The 14,519-nt window shown below is 68.4% G+C and carries 15 protein-coding genes; 9 read left to right on the forward strand and 6 right to left on the reverse strand.

All coding sequences use genetic code 11. From position 1 onward, the window contains the following. From infB to A5740_RS13850, 4 genes are all read left to right on the forward strand, one after another. Window positions 1-2,102 (forward strand): translation initiation factor IF-2 (gene infB / locus A5740_RS13835; protein ID WP_076194897.1); only part of this gene is annotated, 2,102 nt, incomplete at its 5' end. A 36-nt stretch (window positions 2,103-2,138) separates the two neighbouring features. Continuing rightward, entirely contained in the window at window positions 2,139-2,642 is a 504-nt protein-coding gene (rbfA, locus tag A5740_RS13840) for a 30S ribosome-binding factor RbfA (protein ID WP_076194899.1), read from the forward strand. Continuing rightward, window positions 2,635-3,639 carry a bifunctional oligoribonuclease/PAP phosphatase NrnA gene (locus tag A5740_RS13845; RefSeq protein ID WP_076194915.1) on the forward strand — a complete coding sequence of 335 codons (1,005 nt, stop codon included), beginning with the start codon at window positions 2,635-2,637 and terminating at the stop codon, window positions 3,637-3,639. The genes rbfA and A5740_RS13845 overlap by 8 nt, the downstream gene beginning before the upstream one ends. A gap of 30 nt (window positions 3,640-3,669) precedes the next feature. After that, on the forward strand, window positions 3,670-5,004 hold the full coding sequence (locus tag A5740_RS13850) for an MATE family efflux transporter (protein ID WP_076194901.1): 1,335 nt from the start codon (window positions 3,670-3,672) through the stop codon (window positions 5,002-5,004). A gap of 91 nt (window positions 5,005-5,095) precedes the next feature. On the opposite strand, the gene A5740_RS13855 is transcribed toward A5740_RS13850, so the two are convergent. Then, a complete protein-coding gene (locus A5740_RS13855; protein ID WP_076194903.1) occupies window positions 5,096-5,851 on the reverse strand; it encodes an enoyl-CoA hydratase in 756 nt (251 codons plus the stop codon). 44 nt (window positions 5,852-5,895) lie between these two features. Here A5740_RS13855 and A5740_RS13860 point away from each other — a divergent pair, with 44 nt between their 5' ends. Both A5740_RS13860 and A5740_RS13865 read left to right on the forward strand, forming a co-directional pair. Beyond that, window positions 5,896-6,162: a DUF2277 domain-containing protein gene (locus tag A5740_RS13860; RefSeq protein WP_039319118.1), complete on the forward strand. Its 267-nt coding sequence runs from the start codon at window positions 5,896-5,898 to the stop codon at window positions 6,160-6,162. Then, window positions 6,159-6,704, forward strand: a complete 546-nt coding sequence (locus A5740_RS13865; protein ID WP_076194904.1) for a DUF1802 family protein — start codon at window positions 6,159-6,161, stop codon at window positions 6,702-6,704. The genes A5740_RS13860 and A5740_RS13865 overlap by 4 nt, the downstream gene beginning before the upstream one ends. Here the strand turns inward: A5740_RS13865 and A5740_RS13870 are convergent. After that, window positions 6,693-8,336: a CocE/NonD family hydrolase gene (locus A5740_RS13870; protein ID WP_076194906.1), complete on the reverse strand. Its 1,644-nt coding sequence runs from the start codon at window positions 8,334-8,336 to the stop codon at window positions 6,693-6,695. The two genes, A5740_RS13865 and A5740_RS13870, sit on opposite strands and share 12 nt — an antisense overlap. Window positions 8,337-8,369: 33 nt before the next feature. Next, the gene (locus tag A5740_RS13875; protein WP_076194907.1) at window positions 8,370-8,954 is read right to left on the reverse strand and encodes a DUF3558 domain-containing protein; all 585 of its coding nucleotides are present in this window, start codon (window positions 8,952-8,954) and stop codon (window positions 8,370-8,372) included. 158 nt (window positions 8,955-9,112) lie between these two features. On the opposite strand from A5740_RS13875, the gene A5740_RS13880 reads away from it, so the two are divergent. From A5740_RS13880 to truB, 3 genes are read left to right on the forward strand one after another with little or no spacing between them, the layout of a single operon-like run. Beyond that, window positions 9,113-10,075, forward strand: coding sequence for a metallophosphoesterase (locus A5740_RS13880; RefSeq protein WP_076194909.1), 963 nt, complete (start codon window positions 9,113-9,115; stop codon window positions 10,073-10,075). A gap of 25 nt (window positions 10,076-10,100) precedes the next feature. Continuing rightward, window positions 10,101-10,775, forward strand: a complete 675-nt coding sequence (locus tag A5740_RS13885; protein WP_076194911.1) for a 4'-phosphopantetheinyl transferase — start codon at window positions 10,101-10,103, stop codon at window positions 10,773-10,775. Next, entirely contained in the window at window positions 10,772-11,671 is a 900-nt protein-coding gene (truB, locus tag A5740_RS13890) for a tRNA pseudouridine(55) synthase TruB (RefSeq protein WP_076194912.1), read from the forward strand. The genes A5740_RS13885 and truB overlap by 4 nt, the downstream gene beginning before the upstream one ends. Window positions 11,672-11,696: 25 nt before the next feature. Here the strand turns inward: truB and A5740_RS13895 are convergent, their stop codons facing one another. The 3 genes from A5740_RS13895 to A5740_RS13905 all read right to left on the reverse strand — a co-directional run. Then, the gene (locus A5740_RS13895; protein ID WP_076194914.1) at window positions 11,697-12,947 is read right to left on the reverse strand and encodes an SfnB family sulfur acquisition oxidoreductase; all 1,251 of its coding nucleotides are present in this window, start codon (window positions 12,945-12,947) and stop codon (window positions 11,697-11,699) included. Beyond that, on the reverse strand, window positions 12,944-14,113 hold the full coding sequence (locus A5740_RS13900) for an LLM class flavin-dependent oxidoreductase (protein ID WP_076194917.1): 1,170 nt from the start codon (window positions 14,111-14,113) through the stop codon (window positions 12,944-12,946). The genes A5740_RS13895 and A5740_RS13900 overlap by 4 nt, the downstream gene beginning before the upstream one ends. A gap of 87 nt (window positions 14,114-14,200) precedes the next feature. Beyond that, a partial coding sequence (locus A5740_RS13905; RefSeq protein ID WP_139335116.1) for a FeoA family protein occupies window positions 14,201-14,519 on the reverse strand: 319 nt, incomplete at its 5' end.

Consider the following 14,519-nt stretch of genomic DNA (forward strand, 5'->3'; position numbering starts at 1 on the left):
GCCCGCGTCCGGGCGGTGGCCCTCGTCCCGGCGGTGCCGGTGGCGGCGGTCGTCCCGGCGGTGGCGGCGGCGGTAACTACCGCGGCGGTGGAGCCGGTGGCGGTGGTGGCGCCGGTGGCGCAGCCGCCGGAGGTTTCCGTGGTCGCCCCGGTGGCGGCGGCGGTCGCCCCGGTCAGCGCGGCGGCGCGGCCGGTGCCTTCGGTCGTCCCGGCGGTGCGCCCAAGCGCGGTCGCAAGTCGAAGCGGGCAAAACGCGCCGAGTACGAGAACATGCAGGCCCCGGTCGTCGGTGGGGTGCGGTTGCCGCACGGCAACGGCGAGACCATCCGGCTGGCCCGCGGCGCCTCACTGAGCGACTTCGCCGACAAGATCAACGCCAACCCGGCCTCGCTGGTGCAGGCGCTGTTCAACCTCGGTGAAATGGTCACCGCGACCCAGTCCGTCGGCGACGACACGCTGGAGCTGCTCGGCAGCGAGATGAACTACAAGGTTCAGGTCGTCTCGCCCGAGGACGAGGACCGTGAGCTGTTGGAGTCCTTCGACCTGACTTACGGCGAGGACGAGGGCGGCGAAGAAGACCTCGAACAGCGTCCGCCGGTGGTCACCGTGATGGGTCACGTCGACCACGGCAAGACCCGCCTGTTGGACACCATCCGCAACGCCACCGTCCGCGAGGGCGAGGCCGGCGGCATCACCCAGCACATCGGTGCCTACCAGGTCGAGGTGGATCTGGACGGCAACGTCCGGCCGATCACCTTCATCGACACCCCGGGTCACGAGGCGTTCACCGCCATGCGTGCCCGCGGTGCCAAGGCCACCGACATCGCGATCCTGGTGGTCGCGGCCGATGACGGTGTCATGCCGCAGACGGTGGAGGCCATCAACCACGCGCAGGCCGCTGACGTGCCGATCGTGGTGGCGGTCAACAAGATCGACAAGGAAGGCGCCGACCCGGCCAAGATCCGGGCGCAGCTGACCGAGTACAACCTGGTGGCCGAGGACTACGGCGGCGACACCATGTTCGTCGACATCTCCGCCAAGCAGGGCACCAACATCGAGGCGCTGCTGGAAGCGGTCGTGCTGACCGCCGACGCGGCCCTGGACCTGCGGGCCAACCCCGACATGGAGGCCCAGGGTGTGGCCATCGAGGCGCATCTGGACCGCGGTCGCGGTCCGGTGGCCACGGTGCTCATCCAGCGCGGCACCCTGCGGGTCGGCGACTCGGTGGTGGCCGGCGATGCCTATGGCCGCGTCCGCCGCATGGTCGACGAGCACGGCGACGACGTCGAAGAGGCGCTGCCCTCGCGTCCGGTCCAGGTCATCGGCTTCACGTCGGTGCCCGGTGCCGGTGACAACTTCCTGGTTGTCGACGAGGACCGCATCGCCCGCCAGATCGCCGACCGGCGCAGCGCGCGCAAGCGCAACGCGCTGGCTGCACGCAGCCGTAAGCGGATCAGCCTGGAAGACCTGGATTCGGCACTGAAGGAAACCAGCCAGCTGAACCTGATCCTCAAGGGCGACAACGCCGGTACGGTCGAAGCCCTCGAGGAAGCCTTGATGGGCATCCAGATCGACGACGAAGTCGAGCTGCGGGTCATCGACCGCGGTGTCGGTGGCGTCACCGAGACCAACGTCAACCTGGCCTCGGCCTCGGACGCGATCATCATCGGGTTCAACGTCCGCGCCGAGGGCAAGGCGACCGAGCTGGCCAACCGCGAGGGTGTGGAGATCCGCTACTACTCGGTGATCTACCAGGCCATCGACGAGATCGAAGCCGCGCTCAAGGGCATGCTCAAGCCGGTCTACGAGGAGAAGGAGCTCGGCCGCGCCGAGATCCGGGCAATCTTCCGGTCGTCCAAGGTCGGCAACATCGCCGGCTGTCTGGTCACCTCCGGCATCATGCGTCGCAACGCCAAGGCTCGGCTGCTGCGGGACAACACCGTCGTCGCGCAGAACCTCACGGTGTCCTCACTCAAGCGCGAGAAGGACGATGCCACCGAGGTGCGCGAAGGCTACGAGTGCGGTCTGACGCTGACCTACTCCGACATCAAGGAAGGCGACGTCATCGAGACGTACGAACTCGTCGAGAAGGCACGTACTTAGTGATGAGCGCTTGCGCGAAGAACAATGGTGCCTGCCATGGCTGATCCGGCACGGGCCAAGCGGCTCGCCAAACGGATCTCCACCATCGTCGCCTCGGCGATCGAGTACGAGATCAAGGATCCCCGCCTGGCGGGGGTCACCATCACCGATGCGAAGGTGTCGGGCGATCTGCACGACGCGACGCTGTACTACACGGTGATGGGATCGTCGCTCGACGACGAACCGGACTATGCCGGTGCGGCGGCGGCGCTGGAGAAGGCCAAAGGCGTATTGCGGACCAAGGTGGGCGCCGGGACCGGGGTGCGATTCACCCCGACCCTGGCGTTCGTCCGGGACACCGTGCCCGACGCGGCCCACCGGATGGAGGAGCTGCTGGCCCGGGCGCGGGCTGCGGATGCGGATCTGGCCCGGGTCAGGGAGGGCGCCACGCACGCCGGCGAGGCCGACCCGTACCGTGTGAGCGGGGCGGAGGATACTGATGGGCTTGCCGACGGGGCAGACACAGAGGATGCCGGTGACCGCGATCGAACGGATGACTGATACTGCTCATTCCGGGGCTCCCGACGGGCGCCCTTCCGGTCTGCGCGTCGATGCGCGCGCGGCCGCCGATCTGCTGTCGGACGCGAGAAGTATCAGCGTCGTGTGCCACGTCTATCCCGACGCCGACACGATAGGCGCGGGTTTGGCGTTGGCGCAGGTGCTCGACGACGCCGGCAAACAGGTCGAGGTGGCCTTCGCGGCTCCGGCCGATCTGCCCGAATCCCTGCAGACGTTGCCGGGCGGGCATCTGCTGGTGGCGCCGGATTCCATCCGGGACGACGCGGATCTGGTTGTCACGGTGGACATTCCGAGCGTCAATCGCCTCGGTGCGCTCGCCGGGCTGGCCGGGCCGGGCCGCGAGGTGCTGGTCATCGACCACCATGCGTCCAATCTGTTGTTCGGCACCGCGAACTACGTCGACCCGACGGCGGACTCCACCACGATGCTGGTGGCCGAACTTCTCGACGCCTGGGACAAGCCCATCGACAAGCGCGTGGCGCACTGCCTCTACGCCGGCCTGACCACCGATACCGGCTCGTTCCGCTGGGCGACTGCCCGGGCGCATCGGCTGGCGGCCCGGCTGGTCGAGCTCGGGGTGGACAACGCCTCGATCAGTAGGGCGCTCCTCGACACCCATCCGTTTGCCTGGTTACCGATGCTGTCGCGGGTCCTGGCCTCGGCCCGGCTCGTGCCGGAGGCCGTGGGCGGGCGCGGCCTGGTGTATGCGGTGGTGCCGCATGACGAGTGGTCCACCGCCCGGCCCGAGGAAGTGGAGAGCATCGTCGACATCGTCCGGACCACCCAGCAGGCCGAGGTGGCCGCGGTGTTCAAGGAGATCGAGCCGCAACACTGGTCGGTCTCGATGCGGGCGAAGTCGCTCAACCTCGCCACGGTGGCCAGTTCGTTCGGCGGCGGCGGGCACCCACACGCGGCCGGATACTCGGCGGCAGGTCCGACGGACGACGTCGTGCACGCGCTTACTCAGGCGCTTGCCTGACAGCGTCAGGGGCGCGTGCCTTGTCTAGCCATGGTTGAGCCGGAAGGCGACGTCCCGGTCACGCCGGCCACCACCCGCCGGATCGCCGGACTCGCGTTCCCGGCGTTGGGGGTGCTGGCCGCCGAGCCCATCTATCTGCTGTTCGACATCGCGATCGTCGGGCGTCTCGGCGCACTCAGCCTGGCCGGTCTGGCCATCGGCGGGCTGATCCTGGGCCTGGTCAATTCGCAGGGCACCTTCCTGTCCTACGGCACGACCGCGCGCTCGGCTCGTCTGTTCGGCGCGGGCGACCGATCGTCGGCGGTCGGTGAAGGCGTACAGGCCACCTGGCTGGCCCTCGGGCTGGGATTGCTGATCATCGCCGTCGTGCAGGCCGTGGCCGAGCCGTTGTTGTCGGTCATCGCCGGACACGCCGACATCGCCGGCGCCGCACTGCCGTGGCTTCGGATCGCGATTATGGCTGCCCCGGCGATCCTGGTGTCGTTGGCCGGCAACGGCTGGATGCGCGGCGTTCAGGACACGGTGCGGCCGTTGCGGTACGTGGTGTTGGGGTTCGCGGTGTCGGCCGTGCTGTGCCCGCTGCTGGTGTACGGCTGGCTGGGGCTGCCGCGGTTGGAACTGGAGGGCTCCGCGGTGGCGAACGTGGTGGGGCAGTGGGTGGCGGCATCGTTGTTCGTGCGGGCGTTGCTGATCGAGAAGATCCCGCTCCAGATCCGACCCGAGGTGCTGCGCGCTCAGCTCACCATGGGACGCGATCTGCTGTTGCGATCCCTGGCGTTCCAGGCCTGCTTCCTATCGGCCGGCGCCGTCGCTGCCCGGTTCGGCGCCGCAGCGGTGGCGGCCCATCAGGTGGTCCTGCAGGTGTGGAGTTTCCTTGCGCTGGTGCTGGATTCGCTCGCCATCGCCGCGCAGTCACTCGTGGGTGCAGCATTGGGAGCCGGTCAACTGGCCCACGCCAAGAACGTGGCCTGGCGGGTGACGCTGTTCTCCACGCTGGCCGGTGTGATCCTGGCGCTGGTGTTCGCCGTCGGCTCGTCGGTGTTCCCGCCGATATTCACCGACGATGAGTCGGTGCTGGCAGCCATCGACGTGCCGTGGTGGTTTCTGGTCGCCCAATTGCCCGTGGCGGGAATCGTTTTCGCCCTCGACGGGGTGCTGTTGGGGGCGGGTGACGCCAAATTCATGCGCAACGCCACCCTGACCAGTGCACTGGTGGGCTTTCTGCCGCTGATCTGGTTGTCGCTGGTCTACGGCTGGGGTCTGTTCGGGATCTGGTCAGGGTTGAGCACGTTCATGGTGCTGCGGTTGGTCTTCGTCGGCTGGCGGGCATTCTCCGGTCGCTGGTTGGTGGCCGGGACTGGGTGACGCGCGCGCAACGCGGCCCGCCATCGTCACGCTGGAGTGGTGCTCGACTTCGGCAGCCACTCCAGCGTGACAAACGGTGGGCAGGGCGTCGTCAGCGCACCTGTGAGCGTCCCCGCTCCATCACCGCGCTGCGGTTGGCCGCGATGTCGTCACCGGTCGCCGTGGCCATCCACTCGCGGGCCGAGGCCGCCTCGATCCACAGGCCTTCGTTGGTCTGCGACTGGTCGATGCGGTGATAGGAGGCCAGCAGGGCCCGCACCGCGGCCTGATTGTTGGCGACGATCGAGGCCGCCACCCGACGCGCGGCAGGCAACAGCTCCTCGTGCGCGACGACCTCGGTGACCAGCCCGGCCCGCAGTGCGTCGGCAGCCGAGAGATAGTCACCGGTCAGGCTCATCCGGCGGGCCAGACCCACCCCGACCTTCTGCGGCAGCCGCACACTCAGACCCCAGGTGGGCAGCAACCCCACCCGCGCGTGGGTGTCGGCGAACTTGGCCTGCTCGGAGGCGACCAGGATGTCGCAGTAGAGCGCCAGTTCCAGGCCCCCGGTGACCGCGGCGCCGTTGATGGCGCCGATGACCGGCTTGGTCATGGCCGGCCACTTGGGCGAGATGTCGGGCAGCTCGGTGGTGTCGCCGAGTTCTTTGAGGTCCAACCCGGCGCAGAACACCGGATCGGCACCGGTGAGGATGATCACGTCGACATCGTCGTCGAGCTGCGCGGCGCGCAGCGCCCCGTAGAACTCCGTGCGTAGCTGCACGGAGAGCGCATTGCGCGACTGGGGCCGGTTCAACGTCAACGTGCGAACTCGGTCGGTGGTATCGATCAGCAGTACGTCATCACTCATTCGATCAATCTATCGTGACGCGATCCGCCGCCTATCGTGGTGTCATGTGCCGCAATATCACCGAGCTGCGCGGGCTCCAGCCCGCCGCCACCGACGAGGAGATCGAGGCCGCGGCCCGCCAGTACGTGCGCAAGGTCAGCGGTATCACCCGCCCGACCGGAGCCAACGTCGAGGCGTTCGAAGCGGCCGTCGCCGAGGTCACCGCGACCACCACCCGTCTGCTCGACGGGCTGGCGCCGCGCCGTCAGCCACCCAAGACCGTGCCGCCGCTGCGCCGTCCCGAGGTGCGGGCACGGCTGGCCGCACAGTGACCCAGGCGCTCAAGGAGTGGAGCGCAGCCGTGCATGCCCTGCTCGACGGCCGTCAGAAGGTGCTGCTGCGCAAGGGCGGCATCCACGAGAAGAGATTCTCGGTGGCTGCGCCGGAGTTCGTGTTGTTCCCGACGATCGCGCACAGCCATGCCGAGCGGGTCCGCCCCGAGCATCGCGATCTGCTGAACCAGTCGGCCGCGGACAGCACCGAGGACGCGGTGACAATTCGGGCCGCGGCGAAAGTCGTTGCCGCCGTGGAAGTCAACCGGCCCGAGGCGATCGAGGAACTGGCCGATCTGCATATCTGGACCGCCGAATCGATACAGGCCGACCGGCTCGATTTCCGCCCCAAACATCGACTCACTGCGCTGGTGGTGCAAGTCAGACCACTGATTGAACCGGTACGGCTGACCCGCAACCCCGAATTCGCCGGATGCAAGAGTTGGATCGACCTGCCGGTACAGACGGACTGGGGCCCACCGGTGCTCGACGAGGTGGCGCTGCGCGACGTTGCCGAGCGAGTGCGTCGGTCAGTGGGCTGATGGCGGCAGCGGACCCGCGGGCAGCACGACCCGGGACAACCCGCCAGAGCCGTGATGCACGGTATGGGTGGCCCGCACCAGCCGAGAACCGGAGACCGGTGGTTCGGCGGTACCGAGATTGCGGGCAAAGCGCGGGTGTGAGCCACCGGCGATCAGTACCCGGATCCGCGACCCGGCCTTGAACCGGTGGGCAACGGCGTCGAGCTCCAGGTGAATCGGCCCGGTGTGACCGTTCAAGCGGCGGAACCCGTCGGATACGTTGCGGGAGCGGCCTTTTGCGTCCACTTCACTGATCCGGACGAACACGTCATGGTATGGGTTGTCGCAACTGTGCGCCAGCTCGACGACCGGAGTGCCGGCCAGATACAGATCAGCCGGCAACGGGTCGCCGGTGAATGTCAGCACATCGCTGCGCCGCGCCAGCCGGGTGTCGTCGCGGTAGCCGCCGCTGGCCGCCAACAGCCGGCCGCCGATGGTGGGGGTGGGGTCGGCGGGGTGGTAGGTGATTGACGACGGTGGAACGGTCTCCGACGGGGGCGTAGCGCCCAGCCGGCCCGCGGGCTGCAGGAACAGTTCCTGCTCCGGCATGACCGGCGGCCAGTCGTCCAAATCGACCCAGCCGTGGCCGTTGACATGGATGCGGACCGGGCTGCGGCTGGTCTCACCGGTGCCGGCCAGATGGGTGCCGAGCCATTCCAATGATTCCCCGACCACCGTGGTCAGACCTTTGGTCAGCAGCTGCGTGTGTGTCCAGGGGCCGACCGTCAGCGCCACCGGCACGCCGCGCCGGTGCAGCTGCTCGTACTGGTGCAAGGTCTGGTCGAGGAACAGATCTTGCCAACCGCTGAGCAGCAGGATCGGCACGTCGACATGGTGCAGGGCCTCGTCGAAACGCAGCTGTTCCCAGAACGGGTCGTCGCGGTCGGGGTGTTCCAGCCAAGACTCGTACCACGGAGCGCCGCTGCCCAACAGCCGTCGCCCGGCCTCACCCATCGGCAAACCGGCGGTGGCCTTGGCCAGTTCAGCGGGGCCGCGCAGTTGCCGAGCCAGGGCCTGCACCACGCCGGGGTCCTCCTGGCGGGCCACCATCGCGCTCCAGCCCAGGAAGTCGTTGAGGGTGAACGAGCCGGAGCCCCAGGCCGACGCGCTGAAGTCGTGTGGACCGACGGTGATCACGGCCGCCTTCATCTCCGGTGGGGGATCGGCCAGCAGGGCCCACTGGGTGAAACCGAGATACGACAGGCCGACCGTGGCGAAGCAGCCGGTGAACCATGGCTGGTCACGCAGCCAGGCCACGGTGTCGGCGCCGTCGGCCATCTCGTGGACCATCGGGGTGAACGTGCCGCCCGAGCCGAACGTGCCGCGCACGCTCTGCAGTACCACGTGATATCCGCGAGCCGCGTACACCTGAGCGAACAACGGCGAGAAGGGGAACCGGCGGCCGTACGGCCCGCGGACCAGCAGCGTGCCCGCGGGACGGTCGGTGACGGGTGCGTAATGGTCGGCGACCAGTTCGACGCCGTCGCGCATCGGCACCCGCAACCCGTGGCGCACCGTGTAATCGGTCTCGTGCGGCGGCAGGCCGAGGACCCGGCTCGCGACCTTACCGGCGTACCGGTGGAATGTGCTCACGGGAACCAGGTTACGGATCGAGTCGTCGACGGCTCAGAACTTGTAGTACGGCGCCAGTTCGTGGGCCCGCTGCAGGTTGACCTGCAGGCAGTCGGGACGGTCCGGCGAGTGCACCGGCGAATAGAACAGGGACTGCTGGATGACGCCGTAGCTGGTCTTGAACGCCACCATGCAGGTCACCCACCAGCGGTCGTTCCAGTCGGTGGGCTTCATGATCCAGTACTGGGCGGCGCGGTGACCGTCGATGTCGAGTTCGACCGCATCGGGCGGAATCGTCTGCTCGTAGGTGCGCCAGACGAATGCCTCGACTGCCATCTGGTAATTGCCCGCGTCATAGTGGCACCGCAGGCTGTCCTCGGGCTCAGGCGGTGTGTAGGCCAGGCCGATCCGCTGCACCACATCGAACGGGATGTCGTTGCACGGGTCGAAGGGGGAGGGGTCCGTCGTGTCGACAATCGGCCATTTGATGGTCGTGGACACATTGGTCATCGGGAGGTCGGTGACGTCGAGATGAACCGGACCGTTACCCGCGCTGCCGGTCGGGCCCGACTGCCACACCACGATCGCGGCCGAAATCAGCGCCGTTAAAGCCGACAGCAGGCGCAACTTGGCGGCCATCACACCCCCTCGCAGTTTGGTGGCAATACGTTCCCCGGCTTGCGGGGAGTGTAGCGGTCGGTCACAACGCACTCGACCATAAACGAGAACCTGTTCTAATTGTCAACGGCCCGCACTACCGGCACACGGTTAGGCTGGTCCGTTGTGGTGGTGCAACTGTGTTGAGTGATCACGAGTCGAGAGACCGGCAGCCGATCCTGTGGGCGATCAGCGATCTGCATACCGGGCACAACGGAAACAAGCCGGTCACCGAGTCGTTGTATCCGGCCTCGCCGGATGACTGGCTGATCGTCGCCGGCGACGTCGGCGAGCGCACCGATGAGATCCGCTGGGCCCTGGATCTGTTGCGTAAGCGGTTCGCGAAAGTCATCTGGGTACCGGGCAACCACGAGCTGTGGACCACCAACAAGGACCCGATGCAGATCTTCGGCCGGTCGCGCTACGACTATCTGGTCGACATGTGCGATCAGATGGGTGTCATCACCCCGGAGCACCCGTTCCCCGTGTGGACCGAGCAGGGTGGCCCGGCGACGATCGTGCCGATGTTTCTGCTCTACGACTACAGCTTCCTGCCCGAGGGCGCCTCGACCAAGGCCGAAGGGCTGGCGATCGCCCGCGACCGCAACGTGGTGGGCACCGACGAGTTCCTGCTGTCGTGCGAGCCCTACGCCACCCGCGACGCCTGGTGTCGCGACCGGGTGGAGGTGACCCGCAAGCGGCTGGAGGACCTGGACTGGATGACCCCGACGGTTCTGGTCAACCATTTCCCGTTGGTCCGCGAACCCTGCGATGCGATGTTCTATCCGGAGTTCTCGCTGTGGTGCGGGACGACGGCCACCAAGGACTGGCATACCCGGTACAACGCGGTGTGCTCGGTGTACGGCCACCTGCACATCCCGCGGACCACCTGGTATGACGACGTGCGCTTCGAGGAGGTGTCGGTCGGCTACCCACGGGAGTGGCGCCGCCGCAAGCCTTTCCGGTGGTTGCGGCAGATCCTGCCGGATCCCAACTATGCGCCCGGCTATCTCAACGAGTTCGGCGGTCACTTCCAGATCACCGCCGAGATGCGGGCCAATGCGGAGCGGATGCAAGAGCGGATCAAGGCCAGGCGCGGATGAGCTGCGCGAACACGAAAGTGGCACGATGAGCGGCGCATTGTTGGACGAGGTCCTGCCGGAGCGGCCTCAGGCCCTCGCCTCCGCCGAGTTGTACGACGACCCACCGGGTTTGACCGCGCTGCCGGAGGAGGCGGCATTGGTGGCGCGGGCGGTGGCCAAGCGCCGCAACGAGTTCACCACCGTGCGGTATTGCGCCCGCCAGGCGCTGAGTGAGCTGGGGGTGGGCCCGGTGCCGATTCTCAAGGGCGACAAGGGCGAACCCACCTGGCCCGACGGCATCGTCGGCAGCCTGACGCATTGTCAGGGGTTCCGCGGTGCGGTCGTCGGCCTCGTTGGTGAGGTGCGTTCGGTGGGCATCGACGCCGAGCCGCACGACGTACTGCCCGACGGGGTTCTGGGTGCCATCTCGCTGCCGTTGGAGCGCACCGAACTCGGCGGGCTGCCCGACGGTCTGCATTGGGACCGAATCCTGTTCTGCGCCAAGGAGGCCACCTACAAGGCCTGGTACCCCCTGACGCACCGCTGGCTCGGGTTCGAGGACGCCCACATCACGTTCGGAGTGGACGGAACCGGTACGGCCGGGACATTCCGCTCGCAGATCCTGATCGACCCCGCCGCCGAGCACGGCCCGCCGTTGACCACGTTGGACGGTCGTTGGTCGGTGCGCGACGGTGTGACGCTGACGGCGATCGTGCTGTGAGCACTGCACCAGAAGCCGGCTTGGTGATCGTCGACAAGCAGTCCGGGATGACCAGTCACGACGTCGTGGGGCGGTGCCGTCGGCTGTTCGGCACTCGCAAGGTGGGCCATGCCGGAACGCTGGACCCGATGGCGACCGGCGTGCTCGTCGTCGGTATCGAGCGCGCCACCAAGATCCTCGGTCTGCTCACCGCCACCGACAAGTCCTACACCGCGACCATCAGGCTGGGGAGAAGTACCACCACCGAAGACGCCGAAGGCGAAGTGGTGCAAGACGTCTCAGCCTCACACGTGAGCGACGAGCAGATCGAGTCCGCGGTCGCGGCGCTGCGCGGTGACATCGAGCAGGTGCCCTCGGCGGTGAGCGCGATCAAGGTCGCCGGTCAGCGCGCCTACAAGTTGGCCCGTGAAGGGCAGACCGTCGAGTTGGCGGCCCGGCCCGTGCGTATCGACCGGTTCGACGTGCTCGCCGTCCGGCGGGCGGACGATTCCGAAGGCTTTGTCGACGTCGACGTCGATGTGGACTGTTCCTCGGGCACTTACATCCGTGCCCTGGCCCGCGACGTCGGCGGGGCACTCGGTGTCGGTGGCCACTTGACGGCGTTGCGCCGCACCAAGGTCGGCCGCTACGGCCTCGACGAGGCCCGCACGCTCGACGACCTGGCCGAGCAGGCGCGGCTGAGCTATTCCCTCGACGAGGCCTGCCTGCTCGGTTTCCCGCGGCGCGACCTGACCGCGGACGAGACCGAGGACACCAGGCATGGCAGGCCGCTGAAACCGGCCGGGATCGACGGTGTCTACGCAGCGACCGCACCCGACGGGAAGGTCATCGCGCTGCTGCAGGACGGCTCCTCACGCACCAAGAACGTCGTGGTGCTGCGGCCGGCCACGCTGTAGCCCGACCGCTCGTACCTGCAACGGCTCAAAGTTGGCCGTGGCGGGGCGGTTTCGTGCCTGCCAGGGTGTAGTTGCCGATGTGGCGGATCTTCCACCGGGTGGGATCGTGCAGGGTATGGGTACGCGCGTCGCGCCAGTACCGCGACAAGTTGCCCGATGCCGACGCGCTACGGGTGCCGCCGAATTCGAACAGGGCACTGCCGGCGTCCACCGCCGCCCGCGCCGCCGCCACCTTCGCCACCGCCACGGAGATCGACGCCGCCGCGGCACTGTCCTCGGTGAGATCCGCCCGGGCGGCATCGACGGACCGAGCCGCCTCGGTGAGCAGGGCCGCCGCGCCCCGCACGGTCACGGTCAGCTCACCGGCCACCTGCACCAGCGTCGGATCCTCTACGGCACTGGACACCGCGGCCTCGAAATGCGGACGGGCCCTGGCGGCCTGGCGCACCGCCTCTTCCAGTGCTGCGGTGGCGATACCTACGTCCAGCGCGGCATGCAGCAGCTGTGCGCGAGCGCCGTACACCGTCGGACGCGTGAAGATCGGGCTGAACTCGAGCACGTGCGCGGCGGGTACCTCGACGGCCTCGAGCGTGACGGTGCCCGACGCCGTGGTCCGCTGACCCATGCCGTCCCAGTCGTCGACGATCTCGACTCCGGTGGCGTTCCGCGGAACGAACGCGATGCCCTTGGGCGTGGTTGCCGTCGGCACCTGCCCCGAACCGTCGGAGTGCGAGGCCCGCACGATCAGCCAGTCGGCGAACAATGCCCCGGTCGAGTAGAACTTTCGACCGTCGAGCACATAGCCGGTTGCCGTCGCCGTCGCCGTCGCCGTCGCCGTCAGCGTCGTGGTGTCGACGTCGATCGGATGCGGCCCCCGTTCGGACTGCGCATTGGCGAACAGCGCGCCGTCGCGCACCAGCCCGTAGAAGAACGCCTGCTGCGGCGGGGAGCCCTGCAGCCGCAGCGCCTCCAGGAACGTGAAATGGGAATGCGGGATCTGCCCGATCGAGGGGTCGCCGTGTGCCAGCAGCCGGATCACCTCGGCCAACACCACCATGGGCACGTCGAGCCCGCCGTGCTCGGCCGGCACCGACAAGGCCAACAACCCGGATGCTTTGAGTGCCTGCACCTGTTCGTGCGGCAGTATCCGGTGCGCGTCACGGGCGCCGGCGCCCTCGGCGAACGACTTCGAGAGCTCAGCCGCCACCGACAGCGCCTCCTGGACCGATGTGAGAGGAGGCGACGAGGTGCGGGTGGCGTCGGCCAGATCGGTCATCGCGGTGCGCCGACGAACGGGATCGAGGCCGGTGCGCCCGCCGGTGCGCCGCCGCCGAACAGGCCGCGTTCGCGCAAGATCGGCACCACGCCCTCGCCGAACCAGAACAGCTCCTCCAGATGCGGATACCCGGAGAAGATGAACTCGTCGATACCGATCTCGGCGTATTCGGCGATCCGGTCGGCCACTTCGGTGTGGCTGCCGACCAGTGCGGTGCCCGCGCCGCCGCGCACCAGTCCGACACCCGACCACAGATTCGGGGCGATCTCCAGGCTGCGGGCGTCACTCCAGGTGCCGTTGGCGCGGTTGGCCTCATGCAGGGCCAGCATGCGCTTCTGGCCCTCGGACTGGCTGCGGGCCAGCCCGGCCTGCGCGGCCGCCACCGTCTCCTCGTCCAACGCGGCGACCAGGCGGTCGGCCTGAGCCCAGGCCTCCTCGGCGGTGTCCCGGGAAATGGTGTGCAGGCGGATGCCGAAACGCAGTTTGCGGCCCTGCTCCTCGCCGAGTGCGCGGATCCACTCGATCTTCTCTGCCACCGCGGCAGGCGGCTCGCCCCAGGTCAGGTACACGTCGGAATGCCGGGCGGCCACCGGGCCGGCCGCCTGCGAGCTGCCGCCGAAGTACAGCGGCGGCACCGGGGCCGGGGGCAGCGCCAACGACGCCTCTTCGACGTCGATGTACTGACCCTTGTGGGTCACGGTCTCACCGGCCCACAGCCGCCGGACCACGTCGAGGAACTCGTCGCACCGCGCGTACCGCGCGTCCTTGTCCAGGTGGTCGCCGAAGGCCCGCTGCTCGTGCGCCTCGCCGCCGACGACGACGTTGAGCAGGATCCGTCCCGGCGCGTGCCGGGCGAACGTCGCCGCCATCTGCGCCGACAGCGTCGGACTCACCAGGCCGGGACGGAAGGCCACCAGGAACGCCAGCGACGTGGTTTCGCGGGCCAGTAGCGCCGCGGTGATGAATGCGTCCTCGCACCACGCCCCGGTCGGGATCAGCGCGCCGGTGAAGCCGAACCGCTCGGCCGAGCGGACGATCGACGCCAGGTAGTCGATCGAGGCTTCACGATCGCCTCCGGCAGCGCCTGCGGGCGTACCGTGGCCGCCGCCGACGATGAGTCGGCTGTCGCCGTAGGTGGGCAGAAACCAGTGCAGAGAGACAGTCACGAACAGGACATCTTGGTGCCGGATCGGCGCGGGCACACGGGTAAAAATCGCGGTGATCCCGAAGCGGGGGCCGGGGCCGTCAGGAGGTCAGGCGACGACCCAGATCGCCTCGGCCGCCGGATTGCCCAACTCGACCTGGACGCTGGTGTCCTCGTCGGCCGCTGCATCATGGGATCCACCGGGGCTCTGGATGGCCACCGAGATCACGCCCGCGAAATCGCGCCGCGCCACCACCCGCACATGGGAATCCAGGCTGATGCCCACGCTGTCGAAGTACCGCAACATCTCCGGATCGGCATCGGAGATGCGGGCCACCGTCCCGGCCTCGCCGTCCTGGCATGCCGACAGCTGCCGGGCGGGGGGGGTGGGGAGTTGGCCGTCAGCCGGCGCGATGGGATCGGCGTGG

This window comes from Mycobacterium sp. GA-1841 (assembly GCF_001954135.1).
Lineage (GTDB): Bacteria > Actinomycetota > Actinomycetes > Mycobacteriales > Mycobacteriaceae > Mycobacterium.

Excerpts from the sequence above, each read along its gene's own strand:
- rbfA (WP_076194899.1), top strand. The coding sequence starts at position 2,139 with ATGGCTGATCCGGCACGGGCCAAGCGGCTCGCCAAACGGATCTCCACC.
- A5740_RS13845 (WP_076194915.1), top strand. The coding sequence starts at position 2,635 with ATGACTGATACTGCTCATTCCGGGGCTCCCGACGGGCGCCCTTCCGGT.
- A5740_RS13850 (WP_076194901.1), top strand. The coding sequence starts at position 3,670 with ATGGTTGAGCCGGAAGGCGACGTCCCGGTCACGCCGGCCACCACCCGC.
- A5740_RS13855 (WP_076194903.1), bottom strand. The coding sequence starts at position 5,851 with ATGAGTGATGACGTACTGCTGATCGATACCACCGACCGAGTTCGCACG.
- A5740_RS13860 (WP_039319118.1), top strand. The coding sequence starts at position 5,896 with ATGTGCCGCAATATCACCGAGCTGCGCGGGCTCCAGCCCGCCGCCACC.
- A5740_RS13875 (WP_076194907.1), bottom strand. The coding sequence starts at position 8,954 with ATGGCCGCCAAGTTGCGCCTGCTGTCGGCTTTAACGGCGCTGATTTCG.
- A5740_RS13885 (WP_076194911.1), top strand. The coding sequence starts at position 10,101 with ATGAGCGGCGCATTGTTGGACGAGGTCCTGCCGGAGCGGCCTCAGGCC.
- A5740_RS13895 (WP_076194914.1), bottom strand. The coding sequence starts at position 12,947 with ATGACCGATCTGGCCGACGCCACCCGCACCTCGTCGCCTCCTCTCACA.